The sequence below is a fragment of the Streptomyces sp. NPDC127100 genome, assembly GCF_042724095.1.
Lineage (GTDB): Bacteria > Actinomycetota > Actinomycetes > Streptomycetales > Streptomycetaceae > Streptomyces.
Genome location: NZ_JBHXFL010000075.1, coordinates 1 through 21,430, shown reverse-complemented (window position 1 = coordinate 21,430; position 21,430 = coordinate 1). Strand labels below are relative to the sequence as shown.

At 70.8% G+C, this 21,430-nt stretch carries 20 protein-coding genes, 1 rRNA gene and 1 riboswitch; of the genes, 15 read left to right on the top strand and 6 right to left on the bottom strand.

Translation table 11 applies throughout. The features are described 5' to 3' along the window. The 11 genes from rrf to ACFWJB_RS34445 all read left to right on the top strand — a co-directional run. Positions 1 to 95 (top strand): 5S ribosomal RNA (rrf, locus tag ACFWJB_RS34495); the annotation flags it as partial. Between the two features lie 109 nt (positions 96 to 204). After that, positions 205 to 813 carry a CDP-alcohol phosphatidyltransferase family protein gene (locus tag ACFWJB_RS34490; protein ID WP_385472289.1) on the top strand — a complete coding sequence of 203 codons (609 nt, stop codon included), beginning with the start codon at positions 205 to 207 and terminating at the stop codon, positions 811 to 813. A gap of 110 nt (positions 814 to 923) precedes the next feature. Further along, a complete protein-coding gene (locus ACFWJB_RS34485; RefSeq protein ID WP_385472292.1) occupies positions 924 to 3,419 on the top strand; it encodes a sugar phosphate nucleotidyltransferase in 2,496 nt (831 codons plus the stop codon). A gap of 167 nt (positions 3,420 to 3,586) precedes the next feature. After that, entirely contained in the window at positions 3,587 to 4,420 is an 834-nt protein-coding gene (locus ACFWJB_RS34480; protein WP_385472295.1) for a DUF881 domain-containing protein, read from the top strand. After that, a complete protein-coding gene (locus ACFWJB_RS34475; protein WP_003977440.1) occupies positions 4,417 to 4,749 on the top strand; it encodes a small basic family protein in 333 nt (110 codons plus the stop codon). The genes ACFWJB_RS34480 and ACFWJB_RS34475 overlap by 4 nt, the downstream gene beginning before the upstream one ends. A 5-nt stretch (positions 4,750 to 4,754) precedes the next feature. Further along, positions 4,755 to 5,609, top strand: coding sequence for a DUF881 domain-containing protein (locus ACFWJB_RS34470; RefSeq protein ID WP_385472297.1), 855 nt, complete (start codon positions 4,755 to 4,757; stop codon positions 5,607 to 5,609). A gap of 460 nt (positions 5,610 to 6,069) precedes the next feature. Further along, a complete protein-coding gene (locus ACFWJB_RS34465; RefSeq protein WP_385472299.1) occupies positions 6,070 to 6,606 on the top strand; it encodes an FHA domain-containing protein in 537 nt (178 codons plus the stop codon). Between the two features lie 41 nt (positions 6,607 to 6,647). Next, positions 6,648 to 7,385 carry a MerR family transcriptional regulator gene (locus tag ACFWJB_RS34460; RefSeq protein ID WP_386927195.1) on the top strand — a complete coding sequence of 246 codons (738 nt, stop codon included), beginning with the start codon at positions 6,648 to 6,650 and terminating at the stop codon, positions 7,383 to 7,385. Positions 7,386 to 7,469: 84 nt separating this feature from the next. Further along, complete coding sequence (locus ACFWJB_RS34455) at positions 7,470 to 7,943, top strand: bifunctional nuclease family protein (protein WP_109294339.1); 474 nt, start codon at positions 7,470 to 7,472, stop codon at positions 7,941 to 7,943. Between the two features lie 193 nt (positions 7,944 to 8,136). Then, positions 8,137 to 8,820: a MerR family transcriptional regulator gene (locus tag ACFWJB_RS34450; RefSeq protein ID WP_386927193.1), complete on the top strand. Its 684-nt coding sequence runs from the start codon at positions 8,137 to 8,139 to the stop codon at positions 8,818 to 8,820. A 64-nt stretch (positions 8,821 to 8,884) separates the two neighbouring features. Then, positions 8,885 to 10,369 carry a DNA polymerase IV gene (locus tag ACFWJB_RS34445; RefSeq protein WP_386927191.1) on the top strand — a complete coding sequence of 495 codons (1,485 nt, stop codon included), beginning with the start codon at positions 8,885 to 8,887 and terminating at the stop codon, positions 10,367 to 10,369. A gap of 82 nt (positions 10,370 to 10,451) precedes the next feature. Here the strand turns inward: ACFWJB_RS34445 and ACFWJB_RS34440 are convergent, their stop codons facing one another. Beyond that, complete coding sequence (locus ACFWJB_RS34440) at positions 10,452 to 10,829, bottom strand: PRC-barrel domain-containing protein (protein ID WP_385472035.1); 378 nt, start codon at positions 10,827 to 10,829, stop codon at positions 10,452 to 10,454. A 146-nt stretch (positions 10,830 to 10,975) separates the two neighbouring features. Further along, positions 10,976 to 11,071: riboswitch (glycine riboswitch) on the top strand. Positions 11,072 to 11,244: 173 nt separating this feature from the next. On the opposite strand from ACFWJB_RS34440, the gene gcvP reads away from it, so the two are divergent. Then, entirely contained in the window at positions 11,245 to 14,130 is a 2,886-nt protein-coding gene (gcvP, locus tag ACFWJB_RS34435) for an aminomethyl-transferring glycine dehydrogenase (RefSeq protein ID WP_386927189.1), read from the top strand. A gap of 44 nt (positions 14,131 to 14,174) precedes the next feature. On the opposite strand, the gene ACFWJB_RS34430 is transcribed toward gcvP, so the two are convergent. The 5 genes from ACFWJB_RS34430 to ACFWJB_RS34410 form a co-directional block, all read right to left on the bottom strand. After that, positions 14,175 to 14,603, bottom strand: coding sequence for a molybdopterin-binding protein (locus tag ACFWJB_RS34430; protein WP_385472041.1), 429 nt, complete (start codon positions 14,601 to 14,603; stop codon positions 14,175 to 14,177). Positions 14,604 to 14,629: 26 nt separating this feature from the next. Beyond that, positions 14,630 to 15,715 (bottom strand): ABC transporter ATP-binding protein, encoded by a 1,086-nt coding sequence (locus ACFWJB_RS34425; RefSeq protein WP_386927186.1) that lies wholly within the window; start codon positions 15,713 to 15,715, stop codon positions 14,630 to 14,632. Position 15,716: 1 nt separating this feature from the next. Continuing rightward, on the bottom strand, positions 15,717 to 16,583 hold the full coding sequence (modB, locus tag ACFWJB_RS34420; protein WP_385472047.1) for a molybdate ABC transporter permease subunit: 867 nt from the start codon (positions 16,581 to 16,583) through the stop codon (positions 15,717 to 15,719). Then, on the bottom strand, positions 16,580 to 17,407 hold the full coding sequence (modA, locus tag ACFWJB_RS34415) for a molybdate ABC transporter substrate-binding protein (RefSeq protein ID WP_386927184.1): 828 nt from the start codon (positions 17,405 to 17,407) through the stop codon (positions 16,580 to 16,582). Before modA ends, modB begins: the two co-directional genes overlap by 4 nt. A 204-nt stretch (positions 17,408 to 17,611) precedes the next feature. Continuing rightward, on the bottom strand, positions 17,612 to 18,007 hold the full coding sequence (locus ACFWJB_RS34410; protein ID WP_385472053.1) for a molybdopterin-binding protein: 396 nt from the start codon (positions 18,005 to 18,007) through the stop codon (positions 17,612 to 17,614). Between the two features lie 281 nt (positions 18,008 to 18,288). On the opposite strand from ACFWJB_RS34410, the gene ACFWJB_RS34405 reads away from it, so the two are divergent. From ACFWJB_RS34405 to ACFWJB_RS34395, 3 genes are read left to right on the top strand one after another with little or no spacing between them, the layout of a single operon-like run. After that, complete coding sequence (locus tag ACFWJB_RS34405; RefSeq protein WP_385472056.1) at positions 18,289 to 19,581, top strand: extracellular solute-binding protein; 1,293 nt, start codon at positions 18,289 to 18,291, stop codon at positions 19,579 to 19,581. 6 nt (positions 19,582 to 19,587) lie between these two features. Further along, entirely contained in the window at positions 19,588 to 20,586 is a 999-nt protein-coding gene (locus tag ACFWJB_RS34400; RefSeq protein ID WP_385472059.1) for a carbohydrate ABC transporter permease, read from the top strand. After that, on the top strand, positions 20,583 to 21,422 hold the full coding sequence (locus ACFWJB_RS34395) for a carbohydrate ABC transporter permease (protein ID WP_386927181.1): 840 nt from the start codon (positions 20,583 to 20,585) through the stop codon (positions 21,420 to 21,422). The genes ACFWJB_RS34400 and ACFWJB_RS34395 overlap by 4 nt, the downstream gene beginning before the upstream one ends. Positions 21,423 to 21,430 lie beyond the last annotated feature (8 nt).

The following is a 21,430-nucleotide window of genomic DNA, read 5'->3' as shown; positions in this document are numbered from 1 at the left end:
AAACGCCCGGTTACATTCCGAACCCGGAAGCTAAGCCTTTCAGCGCCGATGGTACTGCAGGGGGGACCCTGTGGGAGAGTAGGACGCCGCCGAACTCCTTTTAGAGCTCTGGCTCTTGGGCACACAGCCCAAGAGCCAGAGCTTTTTTGCGTTGAGGTAGGGTCGGGGAGCATCATTGGCTCGTTTCTTCCAGGAGGCCCCCGCGTGGAGGTCCAGGAGACCCGCGTGCAGACCGACCGGGTCCTCACCATCCCGAACATCCTCAGCATGGCACGCCTCGCCGGCGTGCCGCTCTTCCTGTGGTTGATCCTCCGGCCCGAGTTCGGCGGCCCACAGAGCGACGGCTGGGCGCTGTTGGTACTGGCCCTCAGCGGAGTCAGTGACTACCTGGACGGAAAGCTCGCGCGTCGCTGGAACCAGATCAGCAGCCTCGGCCGGCTCCTGGACCCCGCGGCCGACCGGCTCTACATTCTGTCGACCCTGGTGGGCCTCACCTGGCGGGAGATCCTCCCGCTCTGGCTGACGCTCGTACTGCTCGCCCGCGAAGCGGTCCTGCTGGTGATGGTCGGCATCCTGCGCCGCCACGGCTATCCGCCGCCGCAGGTGAACTTCCTGGGGAAGGCCGCCACGTTCAACCTCATGTACGCCTTCCCCCTGCTTCTGCTCAGTGACGGAAGCGGATGGATCGCGTCACTCGCCGCTGTTTTCGGATGGGCGTTCGCCGGATGGGGTACAACCCTGTACTGGTGGGCAGGTGTTCTCTATGTGGTTCAGGTCCGCCGCTTGGTCCGTGCGGACACCCTGACCGATTGAACTCGCCCCTTGTGCGGCCTCCGCCCGGATGGCCCGCGCTGCAAAAGTGCGGCACGCTGGACGGGTGAAGTCGGTCAGACCTTCATCTCTTAGAGGAGGACGCTTCCGACATGAAGGCCGTCGTGATGGCCGGAGGCGAAGGCACACGCCTTCGCCCGATGACCTCGAGCATGCCCAAGCCGCTCCTGCCGGTGGCCAACCGGCCGATCATGGAGCACGTTCTGAGGCTGCTCAAAAGGCATGGGCTCAACGAGACGGTCGTCACCGTGCAGTTCCTGGCCTCGCTGGTCAAGAACTACTTCGGTGACGGCGAAGAGCTCGGAATGGAGCTCACCTATGCCAACGAGGAGAAGCCACTCGGTACCGCCGGAAGCGTCAAGAACGCCGAGGAGGCGTTGAAGGACGATGCCTTCCTCGTTATTTCCGGTGATGCCCTGACCGACTTCGACCTCACCGACCTGATCAACTTCCACAAGGAAAAGGGCGCGCTCGTCACCGTGTGTCTGACACGCGTGCCCAATCCGCTGGAATTCGGCATCACCATCGTCGACGAAGAGGGCAAGGTCGAGCGCTTCCTCGAGAAGCCGACCTGGGGCCAGGTCTTCTCGGACACCGTGAACACCGGCATCTACGTCATGGAGCCCGAGGTCTTCAACTACGTCGACCCCGACGTGCCCGTCGACTGGTCCGGCGACGTCTTCCCGCAGCTGATGAAGGAAGGCAAGCCGGTCTACGGCTACGTCGCCGAAGGCTACTGGGAGGACGTCGGCACGCACGAGAGCTACGTCAAGGCCCAGGCAGACGTCCTCGAGGGCAAGGTCGACGTCGACATCGACGGCTTCGAGATCTCCCCCGGCGTATGGGTGGCCGAAGGCGCCGAAGTGCACCCCGACGCCGTGCTGCGCGGCCCGCTCTACATCGGCGACTACGCCAAGGTCGAAGCCGGCGCCGAGATCCGTGAGCACACGGTCGTCGGCTCCAACGTCGTCGTCAAGAGCGGCGCCTTCCTGCACAAGGCCGTCGTCCACGACAACGTGTACGTCGGACCCCACAGCAACCTGCGGGGCTGCGTCGTCGGCAAGAACACCGACATCATGCGCGCCGCGCGGATCGAGGACGGCGCGGTCATCGGCGACGAGTGCCTGGTCGGTGAGGAATCGATCGTCCAGGGCAACGTGCGGGTCTACCCGTTCAAGACGGTCGAGGCCGGTGCCTTCGTCAACACCTCGGTCATCTGGGAGTCCCGGGGACAGGCCCACCTCTTCGGTGCCCGCGGTGTGTCCGGCATCCTCAACGTGGAGATCACACCGGAACTGGCCGTGCGGCTGGCCGGCGCCTACGCGACCACGCTGAAGAAGGGATCCACCGTCACCACGGCCCGCGACCACTCCCGCGGTGCCCGTGCGCTGAAGCGGGCGGTGATCTCCGCGCTGCAGGCCAGCGCCATCGACGTACGCGACCTGGAGAACGTGCCGCTGCCCGTGGCACGGCAGCAGACCGCGCGCGGCAGCGCCGGCGGCATCATGATCCGGACCACGCCCGGAGTCCCGGACTCCGTGGACATCATGTTCTTCGACGGACAGGGTGCCGACCTCTCGCAGGGCAGCCAGCGGAAGCTGGACCGGGTGTTCGCGCGGCAGGAGTACCGGCGCGCCTTCCCCGGTGAGATCGGCGACCTGCACTTCCCGTCCAGCGTCTTCGACTCGTACACCGGGTCGCTGCTGCGGAACGTGGACACTACCGGGATCGCCGAGTCCGGACTCAAGGTGGTCGTGGACGCCTCCAACGGCAGCGCCGGACTCGTCCTGCCCAGCCTGCTCGGCAAGCTCGGCGTCGACTCGCTGACCATCAACCCCGGTCTCGACGAGTCCCGGCCGACCGAGTCGGAGGACATGCGGCGCTCGGGACTGGTGCGCCTCGGAGAGATCGTGGCGTCCTCGCGCGCCGCGTTCGGCGTGCGCTTCGACCCGGTCGGTGAGCGGCTCTCGCTCGTCGACGAGAAGGGCCGCATCATCGAGGACGACCGGGCCCTGCTGGTCATGCTCGACCTCATCGCCGCCGAGCGGCGCAGCGGCCGGGTCGCCCTGCCCGTCACGACCACCAGGATCGCCGAGCAGGTGGCGGCGTACCACGGCACCCAGGTCGAATGGACGACGACCTCGCCGGACGACCTCACCCGGGTCGGCGGTGAGGAAGGCACGATCTTCGGCGGCGACGGCAAGGGCGGCTTCATCGTCCCGGAGTTCAGCAGCGTCTACGACGGTACGGCGGCCTTCGTGCGGCTGATCGGCCTGGTGGCGCGGACGCAGCTCACCCTCAGCCAGATCGACGCACGTATCCCGCGGGCCCACGTCCTCAAGCGGGACCTGGCCACCCCCTGGGCCGTCAAGGGGCTGGTGATGCGGCGCGTCGTCGAGGCGGCCGGAGACCGCTTCGTGGACACCACCGACGGAGTCCGCGTCGTGGAGACCGACGGGCGCTGGGTGATGGTGCTGCCCGACCCGGCCGAAGCCGTCACCCATCTGTGGGCCGAGGGACCGGACGACGCCTCCGCGCAGGCCCTGCTCGACGAGTGGTCCGCGGTGGTGGACAGCGCGGGCCGGTAAAACACACCGCACGCGTGCGTGCCGGACAAGTGTCCCCAAGGGGGCCTGTCCGGCACGCCGGTGGGGCCATTCGGAGGTAGTGGCCGTGGCGTGCGACGATGTGCGGCATGCCGCAGCAACCCCCCGTTCGGAGCACAGCCACGCGGCCCACACGCCCGGACGCGTCCATGTCGTTGCTCACCAACGTGATGGACCACAGTCTCGACGACGGATACGCCGAGGCCGCCGCGCGGAAGAAGGCCGAGGGCGCCGGTGGACTGCCCAGGACGCTCCGCGCCAAGCTCGCACTGGCGGCAGGACTGGTACTCGCCGCCCTGGTGGTCACGGTCGGAGCGGCGCAGGCACGCGTCGCGGCCCCCGTCGTCGCCAAGGAACGCGAGGAGCTGATCGACCGCGTCGAGAGCGAGACCTCGGCGGCCGACAGGCTCGAGGAGAACGTCGACAAGCTGCGCGACGACGTCAACGCGCGGCAGCGCGAGGCGCTCGAGAAGAGCGGCGGCGGCGACCGCGCCGACCTCGTGGGCGTCCTGGCCGGCGCGGTCGAGGTACACGGTCCCGGTGTGAAGCTCGTGGTGGACGACGCCAAGGCGGCCGACAGCGGCGACGGCGGGCCGCGCGGCGCCTCCGGATTCTCCGACACCGGCCGGGTGCGTGACCGGGACATGCAGCGCGTGGTCAACGGGCTGTGGGAGTCGGGGGCCGAGGCGATCTCCATCAACGGTCAGCGGCTGACCGCGCTGTCGGCGATCCGTGCCGCGGGAGACGCGATACTGGTCGACAACAGGCCGCTCGTGCCGCCGTACACGGTGCTCGCGGTGGGGGACGGCAAGCAGCTGAGCAACAGGTTCCAGGACAGCGCGGACGGTCTGTACCTGCACGCCCTGCAGGAGAGCTACGGCATCCGGACCGCCATCTCCGTGGCGGACGACCTCCGGCTCCCGGCCGCACCGAGTGTGATCGTACGAACAGCACAACCGATATCCGAGAAGGGCACATCGTGATCGCCGTACTGGGCCTCGTCGTGGGAGTCGTGGCCGGCCTCTTGGTCCGGCCCGAGGTGCCGGCCGCCGTCGAGCCGTACCTGCCGATCGCCGTCGTGGCGGCGCTCGACGCCGTCTTCGGCGGCCTGCGGGCCATGCTCGACGGCATCTTCGACGACAAGGTCTTCGTGGTGTCGTTCCTGTCGAACGTCGTCGTGGCCGCACTGATCGTGTTCCTGGGCGACAAGCTGGGCGTGGGGGCGCAGCTGTCCACCGGCGTCGTCGTCGTCCTGGGCATCCGCATCTTCTCCAACGCCGCGGCGATCCGCCGGCACGTGTTCCGGGCGTGAGACCGATGAGCGACCACGACGAACAGCCCACGCACACACTGCGCCGGGAACTGCCCGAGGAGGTGCCGGCAAAGGACTCTGCCGCCGTGCCCGCCGGGGACGCCCCGCAGGAGGAGCGGACGGAGACGCGGACCGGACTCACCGGCCGGCAGCGGCTGGTGAAGGGGCTGTGGCCCCCGCGCGTCACCCGGGCGCAACTCATCGTCGCGCTGCTGCTGTCCGGCCTGGGTTTCGGCCTCGCTGTCCAGGTCGCGTCGAACAGCGACAGCGACAGCGCGCTGCGCGGCGCCCGGCAGGAAGATCTTGTTCGCATCCTCGATGAACTGGACGACCGGACTCAGCGTCTAGAAGACGAGAAGCAGGGCCTCGAGAAGCAGCGCGACGAGCTGGAGAACAGCTCCGACCAGGCGGAGGAGGCCCGTAAGCAGACGCTGGAGAAGGAGCGGCAGCTCGGCATCCTCGCGGGCACCGTGGCCGCGCAGGGGCCGGGTATCACGGTGACGATCGAGGACACGAAGGGAACGGTCGAGGCGGACATGCTGCTCGACGCGGTCCAGGAACTGCGCGCGGCGGGGGCGGAGGCGATCCAGGTGAACGGTGTACGGGTCGTCGCCGGTACCTACCTCACCGACGCCGACAAGAGCGTGAGCGTCGACGGGAACAAGATCAACGCGCCCTATCGTTTCCAGGTCATCGGCAAGCCGCAGGACCTCGAACCGGCGCTCAACATTCCTGGAGGCGTGGTGCAGACTCTGGAGAAGGAACAGGCCACCGTTACTGTTGAGCGGTCGAGCAAGATCGTCGTGGACGCCTTGCGAGCGGCGAAGCGGCCTGACTACGCTCGGTCGTCCTCCCAGTGAACCGGCGGTGCATGGGGGGCATCCGGCGAGGGCAAGAGGTTGCGGGGGGTCGGCGCACCGATTGGGTGGTGCGTGGTGGAAACTGTCCGGTGGAGACGGACGTTGTGAAGGTGTCCGGGTCGGTCAGTAGGTTCAGTCAGGGTTCGTCCTGCCCCACGGGCGGGTCTGTTTCGGTCAAGGGGAATCGCCCGTGAAGTTGTTTGCGAAGTTGTTCGGCAAGAGCGCGCGAGAAGGCAGCGACAACGCGACCGCTCGCCATCGCGCCCAGCCCGACGCGGAAGGCTCACGCCCGATGTTCCGCGACCAGGTGGCCGGCCCGGGTGGCGGCTATCCCGGTGGCCAGGGCGCGCCGTCCGTTGACCGCGCGCAGTCCGGCGGCATAGGTTTCGGGCAACCGCCGGCCCCGGGTGCTGGCGGAGGGTACGCCCCGGCGGGGCAGCCGCGGCAGGAGGATCCGTCCATGTCGGCCCTGGTGTGTACGAGGTGCGGCAACCGCAACGCGGAGAACAGCCGCTTCTGCTCGAACTGCGGCGCCCCGCTGCGTCCCGGCGCGGTACCGGAGCGGGCGTCCGAGACGACCTCGACGATCTCCATCTCCGGCCTCGAGGCGTACGACGCCGAGATGACCGGTCAGACGGCGGTGCCGGCGCTCTCTCCCGAGGCGCAGGCGGCCGTGGACGCGCTGCCGCTGGGTTCGGCGCTCCTGGTCGTGCGCCGCGGCCCGAACTCGGGCAGCCGCTTCCTGCTGGACGGTGAGCTGACCACGGCCGGGCGCCACCCGCAGAGCGACATCTTCCTGGACGACGTGACGGTCTCCCGCCGGCACGTGGAGTTCCGCCGTGTCCCGGACGGCTCGTTCACGGTCGCCGACGTCGGCAGCCTGAACGGCACGTACGTGAACCGTGAGCGGATCGACCAGGTCGCGCTGTCCAACGGCGACGAGGTGCAGATCGGTAAGTACCGGCTGGTCTTCTACGCGAGCCAGCGGGGCTACTGACCGGCCCCGGACTCGTTCCGGGGGAGTCCCAGGGAAGGTCCATGCTTCGAACACCGAGTGGCGGTGCCGGCCCCGGCACCGCCGCCACGGACAAGGGGCTGATGAGTATCGGCTCGGTGCTGAACACGCTCCGCGACGAGTTCCCCGACATCACCATCTCCAAGATCCGTTTCCTGGAGGCCGAGGGCCTGGTCGAGCCGCGGCGTACCCCGGCGGGGTACCGCAAGTTCAGCCCCCACGACGTCGAGCGCCTCGGTCATGTCCTGCGCATGCAGAGGGACCACTACCTGCCGCTCAAGGTGATCCGCGAGCACCTGGACGCCATGGAGCGCGGTGAGGCGGTGCGGCTGCCGACCCTGGGCCGGCAGCGCGACGGGGAGGCCGTGCCGGAACCCGACGAGGAACCCACGGCGGCCCGGATCGGACGGGACGAGCTGCTCGCCGCCGCCGGTATCGGCGAGCAGGAGCTGGCGGAATGGGAGTCGTACGGGCTCGTCGCTCCACTGGCCGACGGCGCCTACGACGCCGAGGCGGTCACCGTCGCCTCGCTCGTGGTCGAGCTGGGACGGTTCGGGATCGAGCCGCGCCACCTGCGGCTGATGAAGGCCGCCGCCGACCGGGAGGCCGGGCTCGTGGACCAGGTGGTGGCCCCGCTCAGACGCCACCGCAACCCGCAGACCAGGGCACATGCCGAAGCCCGCACCAAGGAACTGGCCGGGCTCGCGGTGAAGCTGCACGCGGCCCTGGTGCAGACGGCCCTCGGGGTGCGGCTGTCCTGAAACGGGGCCCGTGAGGGACCCGTATCGCCCACCCGTTCCCGGCCCGACTACCCAAACGTCCCGAGCACGGCCTAGGGTTGCTGTGTGAACGAGCTCGATGTCGTAGGTGTCCGGGTCGAGATGCCCTCCAACCAACCGATCGTGCTGCTGCGCGAAGTGGGAGGCGACCGCTACCTTCCCATCTGGATCGGGCCGGGAGAGGCGACGGCCATCGCCTTCGCCCAGCAGGGCATGGCCCCCGCGCGGCCGCTGACCCACGACCTGTTCAAGGACGTGCTGGAGGCCGTCGGCCAGGAGCTCACGGAAGTTCGCATCACGGACCTCCGCGAGGGAGTCTTCTATGCCGAGCTGGTCTTCGCCAGCGGCGTCGAGGTGAGCGCCAGGCCGTCCGACGCCATAGCGCTGGCCCTGCGCACCGGAACGCCGATCTACGGCAGCGACGGGGTGCTCGACGACGCGGGCATCGCCATCCCGGACGAGCAGGAGGACGAGGTGGAGAAGTTCCGCGAGTTCCTCGACCAGATCTCGCCGGAGGACTTCGGCAGCAGCAACCAGTAGTCCCGCACCGGGCCGGAACGGCGACGGCGTCGTACGGCCCCCTCCGAGCACATTCGGCTAGCCTTTCCCCGCGACGGGGCACGCGAAACCACTCTTAGGGTGATTATCACTCGGCGTGCCGAGTGTGGCGATCGTTGACGCACCCTTGGTGACTGCCTACCGTCGAGGAGGCAGGTCAAGGACGGAGGTCGGCGTGGGAATGAGCGGCGACAGTACGGCCGGGGGTGGCCCCGGACGAGGCCTCGGGGTGGGCGGCTCGTACCCTTCCCCGAGTTCTCGGCTCCGCTCGAGCGGGGGATGCCCCCAGCCCGGTGGCACGGCCGAGCACGCTCCGCAGCGGCCTGCGGCCGTGCCGGGCAGCGGAGGGGCGACGTCCATGGCGTCCGAGCAGATCGGCTACCGCGGGCCGACGGCCTGCGCCGCCGCGGGCATCACCTACCGGCAGCTCGACTACTGGGCCCGTACGGGCCTCGTGGAGCCGAGCGTGCGGCCCGCCCACGGGTCCGGCACCCAGCGCCTCTACAGCTTCCGCGACGTCGTCGTGCTGAAGATCGTGAAGCGGTTCCTCGACACCGGGGTGTCGCTGCAGAACATCCGGACCGCCGTCCAGCACCTGAGGGAGTGCGGCTTCCGCGACCTGGAGCGCATGACGCTGATGAGCGACGGCGCCACGGTCTACGAGTGCACGTCGCCCGACGAAGTCCACGCCCTGCTCCAGGGCGGCCAGGGCATCTTCGGGATCGCCGTCGGCGTGGTGTGGCGGGACGTCGAGGGCGCTCTGTCCCAGCTCCACGGGGAACGGATCGACACGGGGGAGACGCTGGTCGGACCCAACCCCGCGGACGAACTGGCGCGACGCCGCAACCGGGCGGTCTGAGGACGCACCGGGCCCGCGGGACACCGACGCCGGATTGTCAGTGGCGTAGGGCAGCATCGGAGACGTGAGAACCGCGCCCACGATCCTGCATCTCGACATGGATGCCTTCTTCGCCTCGGTGGAGCAGGCGTCCAAGCCGAGCCTGCGCGGGAAGGCCGTCGTGGTGGGCGGTCTGGGGCCGCGAGGAGTGGTCGCCACGGCCTCCTACGAGGCGCGGGTCTTCGGCGTCCACTCCGCGATGCCCATGGGCCAGGCGCGGCGCCTCGCGCCCAACGCCGCGTATCTCGTCCCGCGCTTCGAGCTGTACCGGGCGATCAGCCGGCAGGTCATGCGGCTGCTGCGGGCCCTGTCGCCATTGGTGGAGCCGCTGAGCCTGGACGAGGCGTTCGTGGACCTGGAGGCCGGCGGGACGGCCTGGGACGCCGACTCGGCGCGACTGGCCGGGGCGAAGCTGCGCGCGGACATCCGGGCCGTCACCGGCCTCACCGGTTCGGTCGGGCTGGCCGCCTCCAAGATGCTCGCCAAGATCGCCTCGGAGGAGGCCAAGCCGGACGGGCTGGTGCTCATCGAACCCGGGACCGAGCGGGCCATGCTCGGACCGAAGTCCGTCCGGATCCTCCCCGGGGTGGGACCGGCCACGGGAGACCATCTGCGCCGGGCCGGCATCACGACAGTGGAGGAAATCGCCGAGGCGGGCGAGGACGAGCTGGTGCGGCTGCTCGGCAAGGCGCACGGGCACGCCCTGTACGCGATGGCGCTGGCGCGCGACGACCGGCCCGTGGTGTCCGAGCGGGAGACCAAGTCGGTGTCGGTCGAGGACACGTACGACGTGGACATCCACGACCGGGTGCGGGTCGGTGTGGAGGTGGGGCGGCTCGCCGACCGGTGCGTGCGGCGGCTGCGCGGGTCCGGGCTGTCCGGCCGGACCATCGTGCTCAAGGTCCGGCGGTACGACTTCTCCACGCTGACGCGCTCGGAGACCCTGCGCGGGCCCACGGACGACCCGGCGGTGGTGCGGGAGGCGGCGGCCCGGCTGCTGGACTCCGTGGACACCACGGGCGGTGTACGGCTGCTCGGGGTCGGCGTCAGCGGCCTCGCCGACTACACGCAGGAGGACCTGTTCGCGCAGGCGGCGGGCGAGCGGGCCGAGGAACTCCCGGAGGCGCCGCGCGAGGAGCCCGCTCAGGAGCACCGGCAGGCCCCCGCCGAGCGCCACTGGCCCTCCGGTCACGACGTGCGGCACACGGAGCTCGGGCACGGGTGGGTGCAGGGCAGTGGCCTGGGGCGGGTCACGGTGCGCTTCGAGACGCCGTACTCCGTACCCGGCCGGGTGCGCACCTTCGCCGTCGACGATCCCCGCCTGACACCGGCCGAGCCGCTGCCGCTGGTGGCGTCCCCGCCGCCCGGCCCGGGGGAGGACGGGGGGACGCCGGACGCCGCCGGGGAGGGGGCCGCGGACCCGGCGGCGTCCGGCGTCGCCGCCCCGGGCCCGGCAGCCCCGCCGGCGGAGGAGGTGCCCGGCCGGGGTGCCGCCGGCGCGGCGCCGTGACCCGCGGAGCGGTGCGCGTGGAGGACGCCCGGGACGCCGTACCCCGCGGCCGGGGCGCGGCCGGCGCCGGGAGGCAGGTGGCTCAGCCCTCCTCGTTGCCCGTGCCGGCCAGCTTGCCGAAGTCGTGGTCGGGGAGCGGAGGCGCCGCGGCCACGTCGAGGCCGTAGTGGTGGTAGAGCTGGAGTTCCTGTTCCGGTGAGAGATGGCGGCCGACGCCGAAGTCCGGGGCCTCCTTGATCAGGGACCGGTCGAAGGGCACGTGCAGCGTTCCCTCGACCAGCTCGCTGGGCTCGAGCGGCACGAAAGCGTCCCTGCTGAACAGCCCGGTGCGGATGGCGGCCCACTCGGGGACGCCGGTGGCATCGTCGAGGTAGACCTCGTCGACGGTGCCGATCCTGGTGCCTTTGCGGTCGAACGCCTTGCGGCCTATCAGACTGCGCGGATCGATCTCGGTACGCACGGGCCCTCCACTTGGTCGCACACCATCCGGCGAATCATGCGTCAGTACAACAAAAAGCCACTTTGGGGCGAGCGGCCACTCGAAGGTGCGCTCAGTCACTCGAAGACCTGTGCGTCCGCCTCGCTGGTAGGCTGGCAGACGGCTGCTGACCCCGTGCGGGAGAGTCCTCCAGACATCATCGGAGGCGCCGAAGGAGCAAATCCTCCCCGGAATCTCTCAGGCCCACGTACCGCACGGACGAGGTCACTCTGGAAAGCAGAGCGGGTGCCGCGGCCTCCGCTCTCACCGACGGTGAAAGCCGGCAGCCCTCGGGCGGCCCGGTGAAGCTCTCAGGTCGAGATGACAGAGGGGGAGGCCGTCCGGGCACCCGCGCCGTGGTGCCCCTCGAAGGTCGTCAGACCAGGAGGCCTCCGCAATGACAGCCCCTCGCATTCCGCTCTCCGAGCTCGAACAGGCAGCACCCTTCGAGCAGCGCCACATCGGCCCCGACCACGAGGCCCGGGCGAAGATGCTCGCGCAGGTCGGCTACGGCTCGCTCGACGAGCTGACGGCCGCCGCGGTACCGGATGTGATCAAGAACGCCGACGCGCTGGACCTGCCCGGCGCCCGTTCCGAGGCCGAGGTACTGGCCGAGCTGCGCTCGCTGGCCGATCGCAACCAGGTCCTGGACTCCATGATCGGCCTGGGCTACTACGGCACCTTCACCCCGCCGGTCATCCTGCGCAACGTCATGGAGAGCCCGGCCTGGTACACCGCGTACACCCCCTACCAGCCGGAGATCTCCCAGGGCCGCCTGGAGGCCCTGCTGAACTTCCAGACCATGGTCGCCGACCTCACCGGCCTGCCGACCTCCGGCGCCTCGCTGCTCGACGAGGGCACCGCCGCCGCGGAGGCGATGGCCCTGTCCCGGCGCATGGGCAAGAACAAGAAGGGCCTCTTCCTGGTCGACGCGGACGCGCTGCCGCAGACCATCGCCGTGATCCGGACGCGCGCCGAGCCGACCGGCGTCGAGGTCGTCGTCGCCGACCTGAGCGACGGCATCCCCGCCGAGGTCGCCGAGCGGGAGATCAACGGCGTCCTGATCCAGTACCCGGGTGCCTCCGGTGCCGTCCGCGACATCAAGCCGGTCGTCGACCGGGCGCACGAGCTCGGCGCGCTCGTCACCGTCGCCGCCGACCTGCTCGCCCTCACGCTGCTCACCTCGCCCGGTGAGCTGGGCGCGGACATCGCCGTCGGCACCACCCAGCGCTTCGGTGTGCCGATGGGCTTCGGCGGACCGCACGCCGGTTACATGGCCGTCCACGAGAAGTTCGCGCGCAGCCTGCCCGGCCGTCTCGTGGGCGTGTCCGTGGACGCCGACGGCAACAAGGCCTACCGCCTCGCCCTGCAGACCCGCGAGCAGCACATCCGCCGCGAGAAGGCGACCAGCAACATCTGCACCGCGCAGGTGCTGCTCGCCGTCATGGCCGGCATGTACGCCGTGTACCACGGGCCGGACGGGCTGCGGGCCATCGCGCGCCGCACCCACCGGTACGCCTCGGTCACCGCCGCGGGTCTGGCGGCCGGCGGCGTCGAGATCGTGCACGGTGCCTACTTCGACACGGTCACCGCGCGGGTGCCCGGCCGGGCCGGCGAGATCGTGCACGCCGCCCGCGAGAACGGCATCAACCTGCGCCTCGTCGACGCCGACCACGTGTCGTTCGCCTGCGACGAGACCACCACGCGCGCCCAGGTCGGCGGCGTGTGGAACGCGTTCGGCGTCGAGGGCGACGTGGCGGCCCTGGACGCGAGCGCCGGGGACGCCCTGCCCGAGGCGCGTCTGCGCACCGACGACTTCCTGACCCACCCCGTCTTCCACGCGCACCGCTCCGAGACCGCGATGCTGCGCTACCTGCGCCGCCTCGCCGACCGCGACTACGCGCTGGACCGCGGCATGATCCCGCTGGGCTCGTGCACCATGAAGCTCAACGCGACCACCGAGATGGAGCCGGTCACCTGGTCCGAGTTCGGGCAGCTGCACCCCTTCGCGCCCGCCGAGCAGGCGCAGGGCTACCTCACCCTCATCCGCGAGCTCGAGGAACGCCTCGCCGAGGTCACCGGGTACGACAAGGTGTCGCTCCAGCCGAACGCCGGGTCGCAGGGCGAGTTCGCCGGACTGCTCGCCGTTCGCGGCTACCACCGCGCCAACGGCGACGACCAGCGCACTGTCTGCCTCATCCCGTCCTCCGCGCACGGCACCAACGCGGCGAGCGCCGTCATGGCCGGCATGAAGGTCGTCGTCGTCAGGACCGCCGAGGACGGCGAGATCGACGTCGAGGACCTGCGCGCCAAGATCGAGAAGCACCGCGACGAGCTGGCCGTGCTGATGATCACGTATCCCTCGACGCACGGCGTCTTCGAGGAGCACGTCGCCGACATCTGCGCCCAGGTGCACGACGCCGGCGGCCAGGTCTACGTGGACGGAGCCAACCTCAACGCCCTGGTCGGCCTCGCCAAGCCCGGCCACTTCGGCGGCGACGTCTCGCACCTGAACCTGCACAAGACGTTCTGCATCCCGCACGGCGGCGGCGGCCCCGGCGTCGGCCCCGTGGCCGTGCGCTCGCACCTGGCGCCGTACCTGCCCAACCACCCGCTGCAGCCCGCGGCCGGTCCGCAGACCGGCGTCGGCCCGATCTCGGCGGCGCCGTGGGGCTCGGCCGGCATCCTGCCGATCTCGTGGTCGTACGTCCGGCTGATGGGCGGCGAGGGCCTCAAGCGCGCCACCCAGGTGGCCGTGCTGTCCGCCAACTACATCGCCAAGCGCCTGGAGCCGCACTTCCCGGTGCTGTACACCGGCCCGAACGGGCTGGTCGCGCACGAGTGCATCGTCGACCTGCGTCCGCTGACCAAGGCGACGGGCGTGAGCGTGGACGACGTCGCCAAGCGGCTGATCGACTACGGCTTCCACGCGCCGACGATGTCCTTCCCGGTGGCCGGCACGCTGATGATCGAGCCCACGGAGTCCGAGGACCTGGCCGAGCTGGACCGGTTCTGCGACGCGATGATCGCCATCCGGGCGGAGATCGAGAAGGTCGGATCCGGCGCCTGGCCCGCGGAGGACAACCCGCTGCGGGGCGCTCCGCACACCGCCGGTGCGCTGGGCGGTGAGTGGGACCACGCGTACACGCGCGAGGAGGCCGTGTTCCCGGCCGGCGTGTCGGTGGCCGACAAGTACTGGCCGCCGGTGCGTCGCATCGACCAGGCCTTCGGCGACCGCAACCTCGTCTGCTCCTGCCCGCCGCTGGACGCCTACGCGGACTGACCGGCCCGCGACCGAAGGCCCCGCCCCTGCCCGGGGCGGGGCCTTCAGCCTTGCCGGGCCTTCGCGAGCGCGACCTCGGTCGACTTGACCAGGGCGATCACGTCGGAGCCCACGAAGAGCCCCAGATCCTCGACCGCTTCCCTCGTGATCACGGCGGTGAGCTCGGCGTCGCCCATGGCGATGCGGACGGCCGCCATCACCTCGCCGAGGGTGAGCCGGGTGACCGCGCCGGGCAGCCGGTTGCGGATCGACAGGCCCTCGGCCTCATGGGTGGCGAGAGAGACCTCCGTCGACTTCACCAGGACGAGGACGGCCGCTCCGGCGCTCAGGGCGAGGTCCTCGGCGGCCTCCCGGGTGACGGCCGCCGTGAGGTCCTGCCCTCCGGTCAGCCGGACGCCGACCGTGGCCATGGCCTCGCCCGGGGTGACGCCGGTGACGGTGCCGGGGAGCTGGTTGCGGATGCTCAGGCTCATGGGGGCACCGTAGCCCGGCAACCTCGTCATGCCGGGTATGCGTGGGTCTGCGTCGCCTTGACCGTCGCCCACACCGGTGCGCCCGGGTGAAGGCCGAGCTCGGCGGCGGCGACCGTGGTCAGGTCGGCGGCGAGTGCGAGTTCGCCGGTCAGGTCCACGCGGATCCGGTCGCCGTGCGTCTCCAGCCCGGCCACCTCGCAGCGCCACAGGTTGCGTGCGCTGGAGCCGGCGGGGCGCTCCCCGTACAGGGTCACGGCGCCCGGCGGGAACGCCACGAAAGCCGGCCCGGAGAGCTCCTCCGCGGTCGTGATCGCCGGACCGGCGTCGAGGCGGACGGTGTGGGCGTCGGCCCGGCCCCGGTACAGGTTCAGGCCGACGAGCTGCGCGATGTAGTCGGTGCGCGGGCGGCGGGCGATGTCGGCGGGGCCGCCCTCCTGGACGACCGTGCCGTGCTCGACCACCACCAGACGGTCGGCCAGCACCATGGCGTCCAGCGGGTCGTGGGTCACCAGGACCGCGACGGCCTCGAAGTCGGCCAGGTGGCGGCGGAGCTGGGCGCGCACCTCGAGCCGCGTCCTGGCGTCCAGCGCGGCGAGCGGCTCGTCCAGGAGCAGCAGCCGGGGGCCGGTCGCCAGGGCGCGGGCGAGCGCGACGCGCTGCGCCTGGCCACCGGAGAGACGGCGCGGTCGGGCGCCCGCGTGACCGGCCAGACCCATGCGGTCCAGCCACCCGGAGGCCAGGGCCCGCGCCTCGGCCTTCGTCGCGCCCCGGCAGCGCGGCCCGAAGGCGACGTTGTCGAGCGCGGTCAGGTGCGGGAACAGCAGGTAGTCCTGGAAGACGACGCCCACCGGGCGGGACTCGGGCGGCGTGCGGTCCAGTGCGACCCCGTCGAGACGCAGGTGCCCGCCGGTCAGCGGCAGCAGCCCGGCCAGTGCGCGCAGCGCGGTGGTCTTGCCGGCGCCGTTGGGGCCCAGCACGGCGACGACCTCACCGGGCGCGGCGGCCAGCGACACGTCCAGGCGGAAGCCGCCGCGGTCCACGACAAGCCGTGCGTCGAGCCCGTCGCCGGGCGCGGTGCCGGGGGCGACGGCCGTGAGTTCCGGTTCGCTCATGTCACACCGTCCTCATCCATCGGTCCCGCAGCCCGGCCAGTACGGCGATGGAGACGGCCAGCAGCACCAGGCTGAGGGCGATCGCCGCCGCCGGGTCGTTCTGCAGCGCGAGGTAGACCGCGAGCGGCATGGTCTGGGTCCGCCCGGGGAAGTTGCCCGCGAACGTGATCGTCGCCCCGAACTCGCCCAGCGCCCGCGCCCACGCCAGCACGGAGCCCGCCGCGATGCCCGGCGCGATCAGCGGCAGCGTGACCCGGCGGAACGCGGTGAACCGGGAGGCGCCCAGCGTCGCGGCCGCCTCCTCGTACCGCGGGTCGGCGGCCCGCAGGGTGCCCTCCACGCTGATGACCAGGAAGGGCATGGCCACGAACGTCTCCGCGAGGACGACGCCCGTCGTGGTGAACGGCAGGGTGATGCCGAACCACGCGTCGAGCCACTGTCCGATCACGCCGTTGCGGCCGAACGCCAGCAGCAGCGCCACGCCGCCCACCACCGGGGGCAGTACCAGCGGCAGTGTCACCAGGGCGCGTACGAGGCCGCGGCCGGGGAAGTCCGTGCGGGCCAGCAGCCAGGCCAGCGGCACGCCGATCAGCAGGCTCAGCGCGGTCGCCGAGGTGGCGCACACCAGCGACAGCCGCAGGGCCTGCCACACCTCGGCGCTGGTCAGCTGATCGGGCAGGCTGCGCCAGGGGGCCCGCACGAGCAGGGCGATCAGCGGGAGCAGCAGGAACGCCAGGCCGACCAGGGCGGGCACCAGCAGGGGCAGCGGCACGGTCCGGGCGCCCCGGCGCGGGCGGTCACGGCGCGCCCCACCCTCCGCCGTGTCCGTCCCCGGGCTCGCGGACCCGGTCGGCGCCGGTGCCGTCACGGTGTGCGGAACCCGGCCTCGGTGAGGACCTTCCGGCCCTCGGCGGACTTCACCAGTTCGATGAACGCCTTGCCGGCCTCCGCGTTGCGGGCCTGGTCGAGCAGGGCGATCGGGTAGTCGTTGACGGCCTCGGCCGACTCGGGGAAGTTCACGCCCTCCACCTTGTCACCGGCCGCCCTCACGTCGGTCCTGTAGACGACGGCGGCGTCGGCCTCCTTCAGCTCGACCTTGGTCAGCGCGCTCTTGACGTCCTGCTCGTAGGAGGCGGGGGTGAGCTTCAGGCCGCTCTTCGCCAGGGCCTTCTGCGCTGCGGCGCCGCACGGCACGGTCCTGTCGCACAGCACGACCTTCAGGCCGGGCCGGGTGAGGTCCTCGAGGGAGGAGATCCTGTCGGGATTGCCGGGCAGGGTGGCGATCTCGAGCTGGTTGCGGACGAAGGTCGTCGGGGCACCGGCCGCGTCCCCGGCGTCGGTCACCGTGGCCATCGTCCTGGGGCTGGCGGAGGCGAACACGTCCGCGGGCGCGCCGCTGGTGATGCTGGCGGCCAGGGTGTCGCTGCCGCCGAAGTTGAAGGTGACCTCGGTGCCCGGGTGCTTCTTCTCGAACATCTCGCCGAGCTCGGTGAAGCTCTCCTTCAGCGAGGCGGCGGCGAAGACGGTGACCTGGCCGGAGATCTCGGCGGAGGACGAGGAACCCGCGGCGGCGAAGCCGGAGTCCGGATCGGAGGACGAAGAGCAGGCGCTCAGGACCAGCAGTGCGGCGAGTCCCGCGCCGGTCACCGGCAAGCTCCGGCGGATGCGGGTCCTGCGCGCGGAACGGGTCATCACGAGCCTCTCCCTCTGTCACGGGTGGGGAGCGCGGCGGGCCCGGCGGCCGGGCGCACGTCGGACTCCCCGATGCGCCGATCATACTTCCGCATCTGCGAGGGGTAAGTCTGCTGTCTCATCGCATGAGCAAGGCCAGCTGATCGAAAGGCTTGCATGTGCGTTCGTACGGGGCTCGGGGCCGGGGACGGCCTGCGGAACGGGTCACGTCCTGTCGACATGGACATTCGTCGACTTCACGCGGGCGGTGGCCTCCATCCCGACCTCCAGGCCGAGCTCCTCGACCGCCTCGCGGGTCAGCAGGGACACGAGCCGGTGCGGGCCGGCCTGGATCTCGACCTGGGCCGCGACGTCGCCGAGCTTGATCGCGGTCACGATCCCGGGGAAGGCGTTGCGGACCGAGGTGTGCGGGGTCTCGTCGTCTGTGCCGCCCGACCGGGCCAGGTCGACCGAGAACGCGGCCAGGTCCCGTCCGTCGACGAGCCGGCGCCCGCCCTCGTCGCGATGGGTGGTGATCCGGCCCGCGTCGGCCCAGCGGCGGGCGGTGTCGGGGCTGACGCCGAGCAGCCGCGCCGCCTGGCCGATCGTGTAGGACTGCATGCCGGTCACGATAGGTGGCGGCGGCGGGCCGGTGCGCGCAGGGGCCGCCCAGGCGTGCCCCGGTGGCCGCGACAGGACGTCGCGAACGTTCGCGACATTGGCCGAATGTTTCGGCTCTCTCACCTGCTCCTGCCGATCGGGCGTACTCCCCGAACATGGCTGACCGCAGATTCTTTCCGTACAGGGTCTTGCCACCGTTTATGGGCTGTCTCTAGGGTGCGGCAACAACGCAGCTTTCTGAAATCTCTCCGAAACTTTCGGAACGACTCGAGGAGCGCAAGATGGGCGACCCGGCTCTGTCCCGCCGCGGTTTCATGGCGGCCTCCGCCGCGGCCGGTCTGGGGATGACGGCACTGAGCGGCTGTGGCGGCGACTCCGACGGAGGTTCGTCGGGCACGACCACGATCGAGTGGTGGAACATCTCCACCACCCAGCCGACGAAGGACGTCTGGGCGGCGCTCGCGAAGCGGTTCGAGGCGCAGAACCCCAAGGTGAAGGTGAAGATCGTCCAGCTGGAGAACGACGCCTACAAGTCCAAGATGACGGCCCTCACCGCCTCCGGGAAGCTGCCCGACATCTTCCACACCTGGGGCGGAGGCGTCCTCAGGCAGCAGGTCGACGCCGGCCTCGTCGAGGACCTCACGGACCGGACGAAGGAGTGGGCCGACGGCCTGCTGCCGGTCGCCAAGGAGCCGTACCTCGTCGACGACAAGGCGTACGGCATTCCGTTCGACATCGGCATGGTCGGCTTCTGGTACAACAAGGCGCACTTCCGGAAGGCCGGAATCGCCGCGCCGCCGGCCACCTGGAGCGGCTTCCTCGACGCCGTGCGCGCGCTGAAGGCCGCGAAGATCACCCCCATCGCCCTGGCCGGCAAGGAGAAGTGGCCCGGGATGTACTACTGGGCCTACCTGGCGATGCGCACCGCCGGAGCCGGCGCCCTGGAGAAGGCCAACGAGGACAAGGACTTCACCGGGGACGAGTTCGTCCAGGCCGGGCAGCACCTGCAGGAGCTGGCGGACCTCCAGCCGTTCCAGAAGGGCTACCTCGGTGCCGCCTACTCCACCCCCAGTGGTCAGGCCGCGGCCGTCGGCAACGGCAGGGCCGCGATGGAACTGATGGGCCAGTGGGCCCCGGTGGTGGAGGCGGACGCGGGCAAGGGACTGGGGAACGACCTCGGCTTCTTCCCGTTCCCCGCGGTGGAGGGCGGCAAGGGCACCATCACCGAGGTGTTCGGCGGCGGCGGCGGACACGCGCTGCGCCGGGGCGCCCCGCAGGCCGCCGTCGACTTCCTGAAGTTCTTCGCCTCGGCCACCACCGACCGCGAACTGGTCGAGAAGACCGGCGTCCTCCCGGTGGTCCCGGCCGCCGAGGACGCCCTGGACGACCCCAACCTCCAGGCCGTGCAGAAGCAGCTCAAGGGGTCCACCGGCTTCCAGCTCTACCTCGACCAGGCCTACGCGCCCGCCCTCGGCCAGGAGATCAACGACAGCGTCGCCGCGCTCGTCGCCGGCTCCAAGTCGCCGCAACAGGTCGCGGAGTCGATCACGAAGACCGCGAAGGAAGAGCAGTAGCCCCCGATGACCTCCACGTTCCTGCCGGACAAGAGGACCGGCCCCGACGCAGACCGCCCGCCCCCGCCCGCCGAAGCGGCCGGGGGCGGGCGCCGGCGCCGTACGCACCACTGGCTCACCGCGGTCGGCTTCCAGGTGCCGGCGCTGGTGCTGTTCATCGTCCTGGTGCTGCTGCCCATCCTGTTCGCGCTGTACGCCGCGTTCTTCCGCTGGGGCGGCTTCGGGATGCCCTCGGAGTACATCGGCACCGAGAACTTCACCCGCGCGTTCGACGACCCGGTCTTCCTCGGCGACCTGTGGCGCTGTCTGCTCCTGGTCGTGCTCTCCCTCGTGCTGCAACTGCCGTTCGCGCTCGCCATGGCGGTGCTGCTGAACCAGCGGATGCGCGGCCGGGCGGTGTACCGGATGCTCTTCTTCGCCCCGTACGTGCTCTCCGAGGCCATCACCGGCGTGCTGTTCGCCATGATCTTCGCTCCGGGGGACGGCCTCGCCGACCACGTCCTGGGCGGCATCGGCCTGGACGGGCTCGGCGGGGAGTGGTTCGCCGACCCGTCGATGGTCATGGCGACCCTCTTCCTGGCGATGACCTGGAAGTACTTCGGCTTCCACATGATGCTGTACCTGGCCGGACTCCAGTCGATCCCCAAGGAGCTGAACGAGGCCGCGCTCATCGACGGCGCGAACGCCTGGCAGCGCTTCCGGGGCGTCACCCTGCCGCTGCTCGCACCCACCCTGCGCATCAGCGTCTTCCTGTCGGTCATCGGCGCGATCCAGCTGTTCGACCTGGTGTGGGTGATCACCCAGGGCGGGCCCGACCACCATTCCGAGACCATGGCCGTGACCATGTTCCAGTTCGGCTTCAAGCGCTACCAGGTCGGCTACGCCAGCGCGATCAGCGTGGTCATGTTCGGCATCAGCCTCGTCTTCGCCCTCGCCTACCAGCGGTTCGTGCTCCGGCGCGACCTGGAGGGGGCCACCACGACCATGCGAGGAGGCGGGAAGTGACCGTCCGTCCCAAGTCCCGTGCCCGACGGGCCCTGCCGGTGCACGCCGTCCTGATCGTCGTCGGCGCCGTGATGGCCGTGCCACTGCTGTACGCGGTGCTGTCCGGGTTCAAGTCCACCGACCAGCTCTCCGGCAACCCCATCGGCCTGCCCGACCCGTGGGTGACCTCCAACTACACCGACATCCTGGCGTCGGGCTCCTTCTGGCGGCTGGTCGGCAGCAGCACGCTGATCGCGGTGGCGACCACCGTCCTCGTGGTCGTGGTGTCCGCGCTGGCCGCGTTCTCCTTCGCGCGGTTCGCCTTCCGCGGACGGGAGTTGCTCTTCACCCTGTTCACCATGGGGCTGATGTTCCCCTTCGCGGTCGCCGCCCTGCCGCTGTTCCTGCTGCTGCGCTCCCTGGGCCTGCTGGACAACCCGCTGGGCGTCATCCTGCCGCAGGCGGCCTTCGGGCTGCCGATGACGATCATCATCCTGCGCGGCTTCTTCCGGGAAATCCCCGGGGAGCTGGAGGAGGCGGCCACGCTCGACGGCTGCGGTCCGTTCGGCTTCTTCTGGCGGGTGCTGCTGCCCATGGCCCGGCCCGCGCTCGGCACCGTCTCGGTCCTCGCGGTGGTCACCAGCTGGAACAACTTCTTCCTGCCGTTGCTGGTGTTCACCGACTCCACCTGGTGGACGATCCCGATCGGCGTCCAGCAGTTCCAGGGGCAGTACTCGGCCGACACGGCCCGCGTGTTCGCCTACCTGGTCCTGGCGATGGTGCCGGCCCTGGCCTTCTACTCCGTCGCCGAACGCCAGCTCGTGGGCGGCCTGACCGCGGGCGCCACGAAGGGATGACGCAGGGG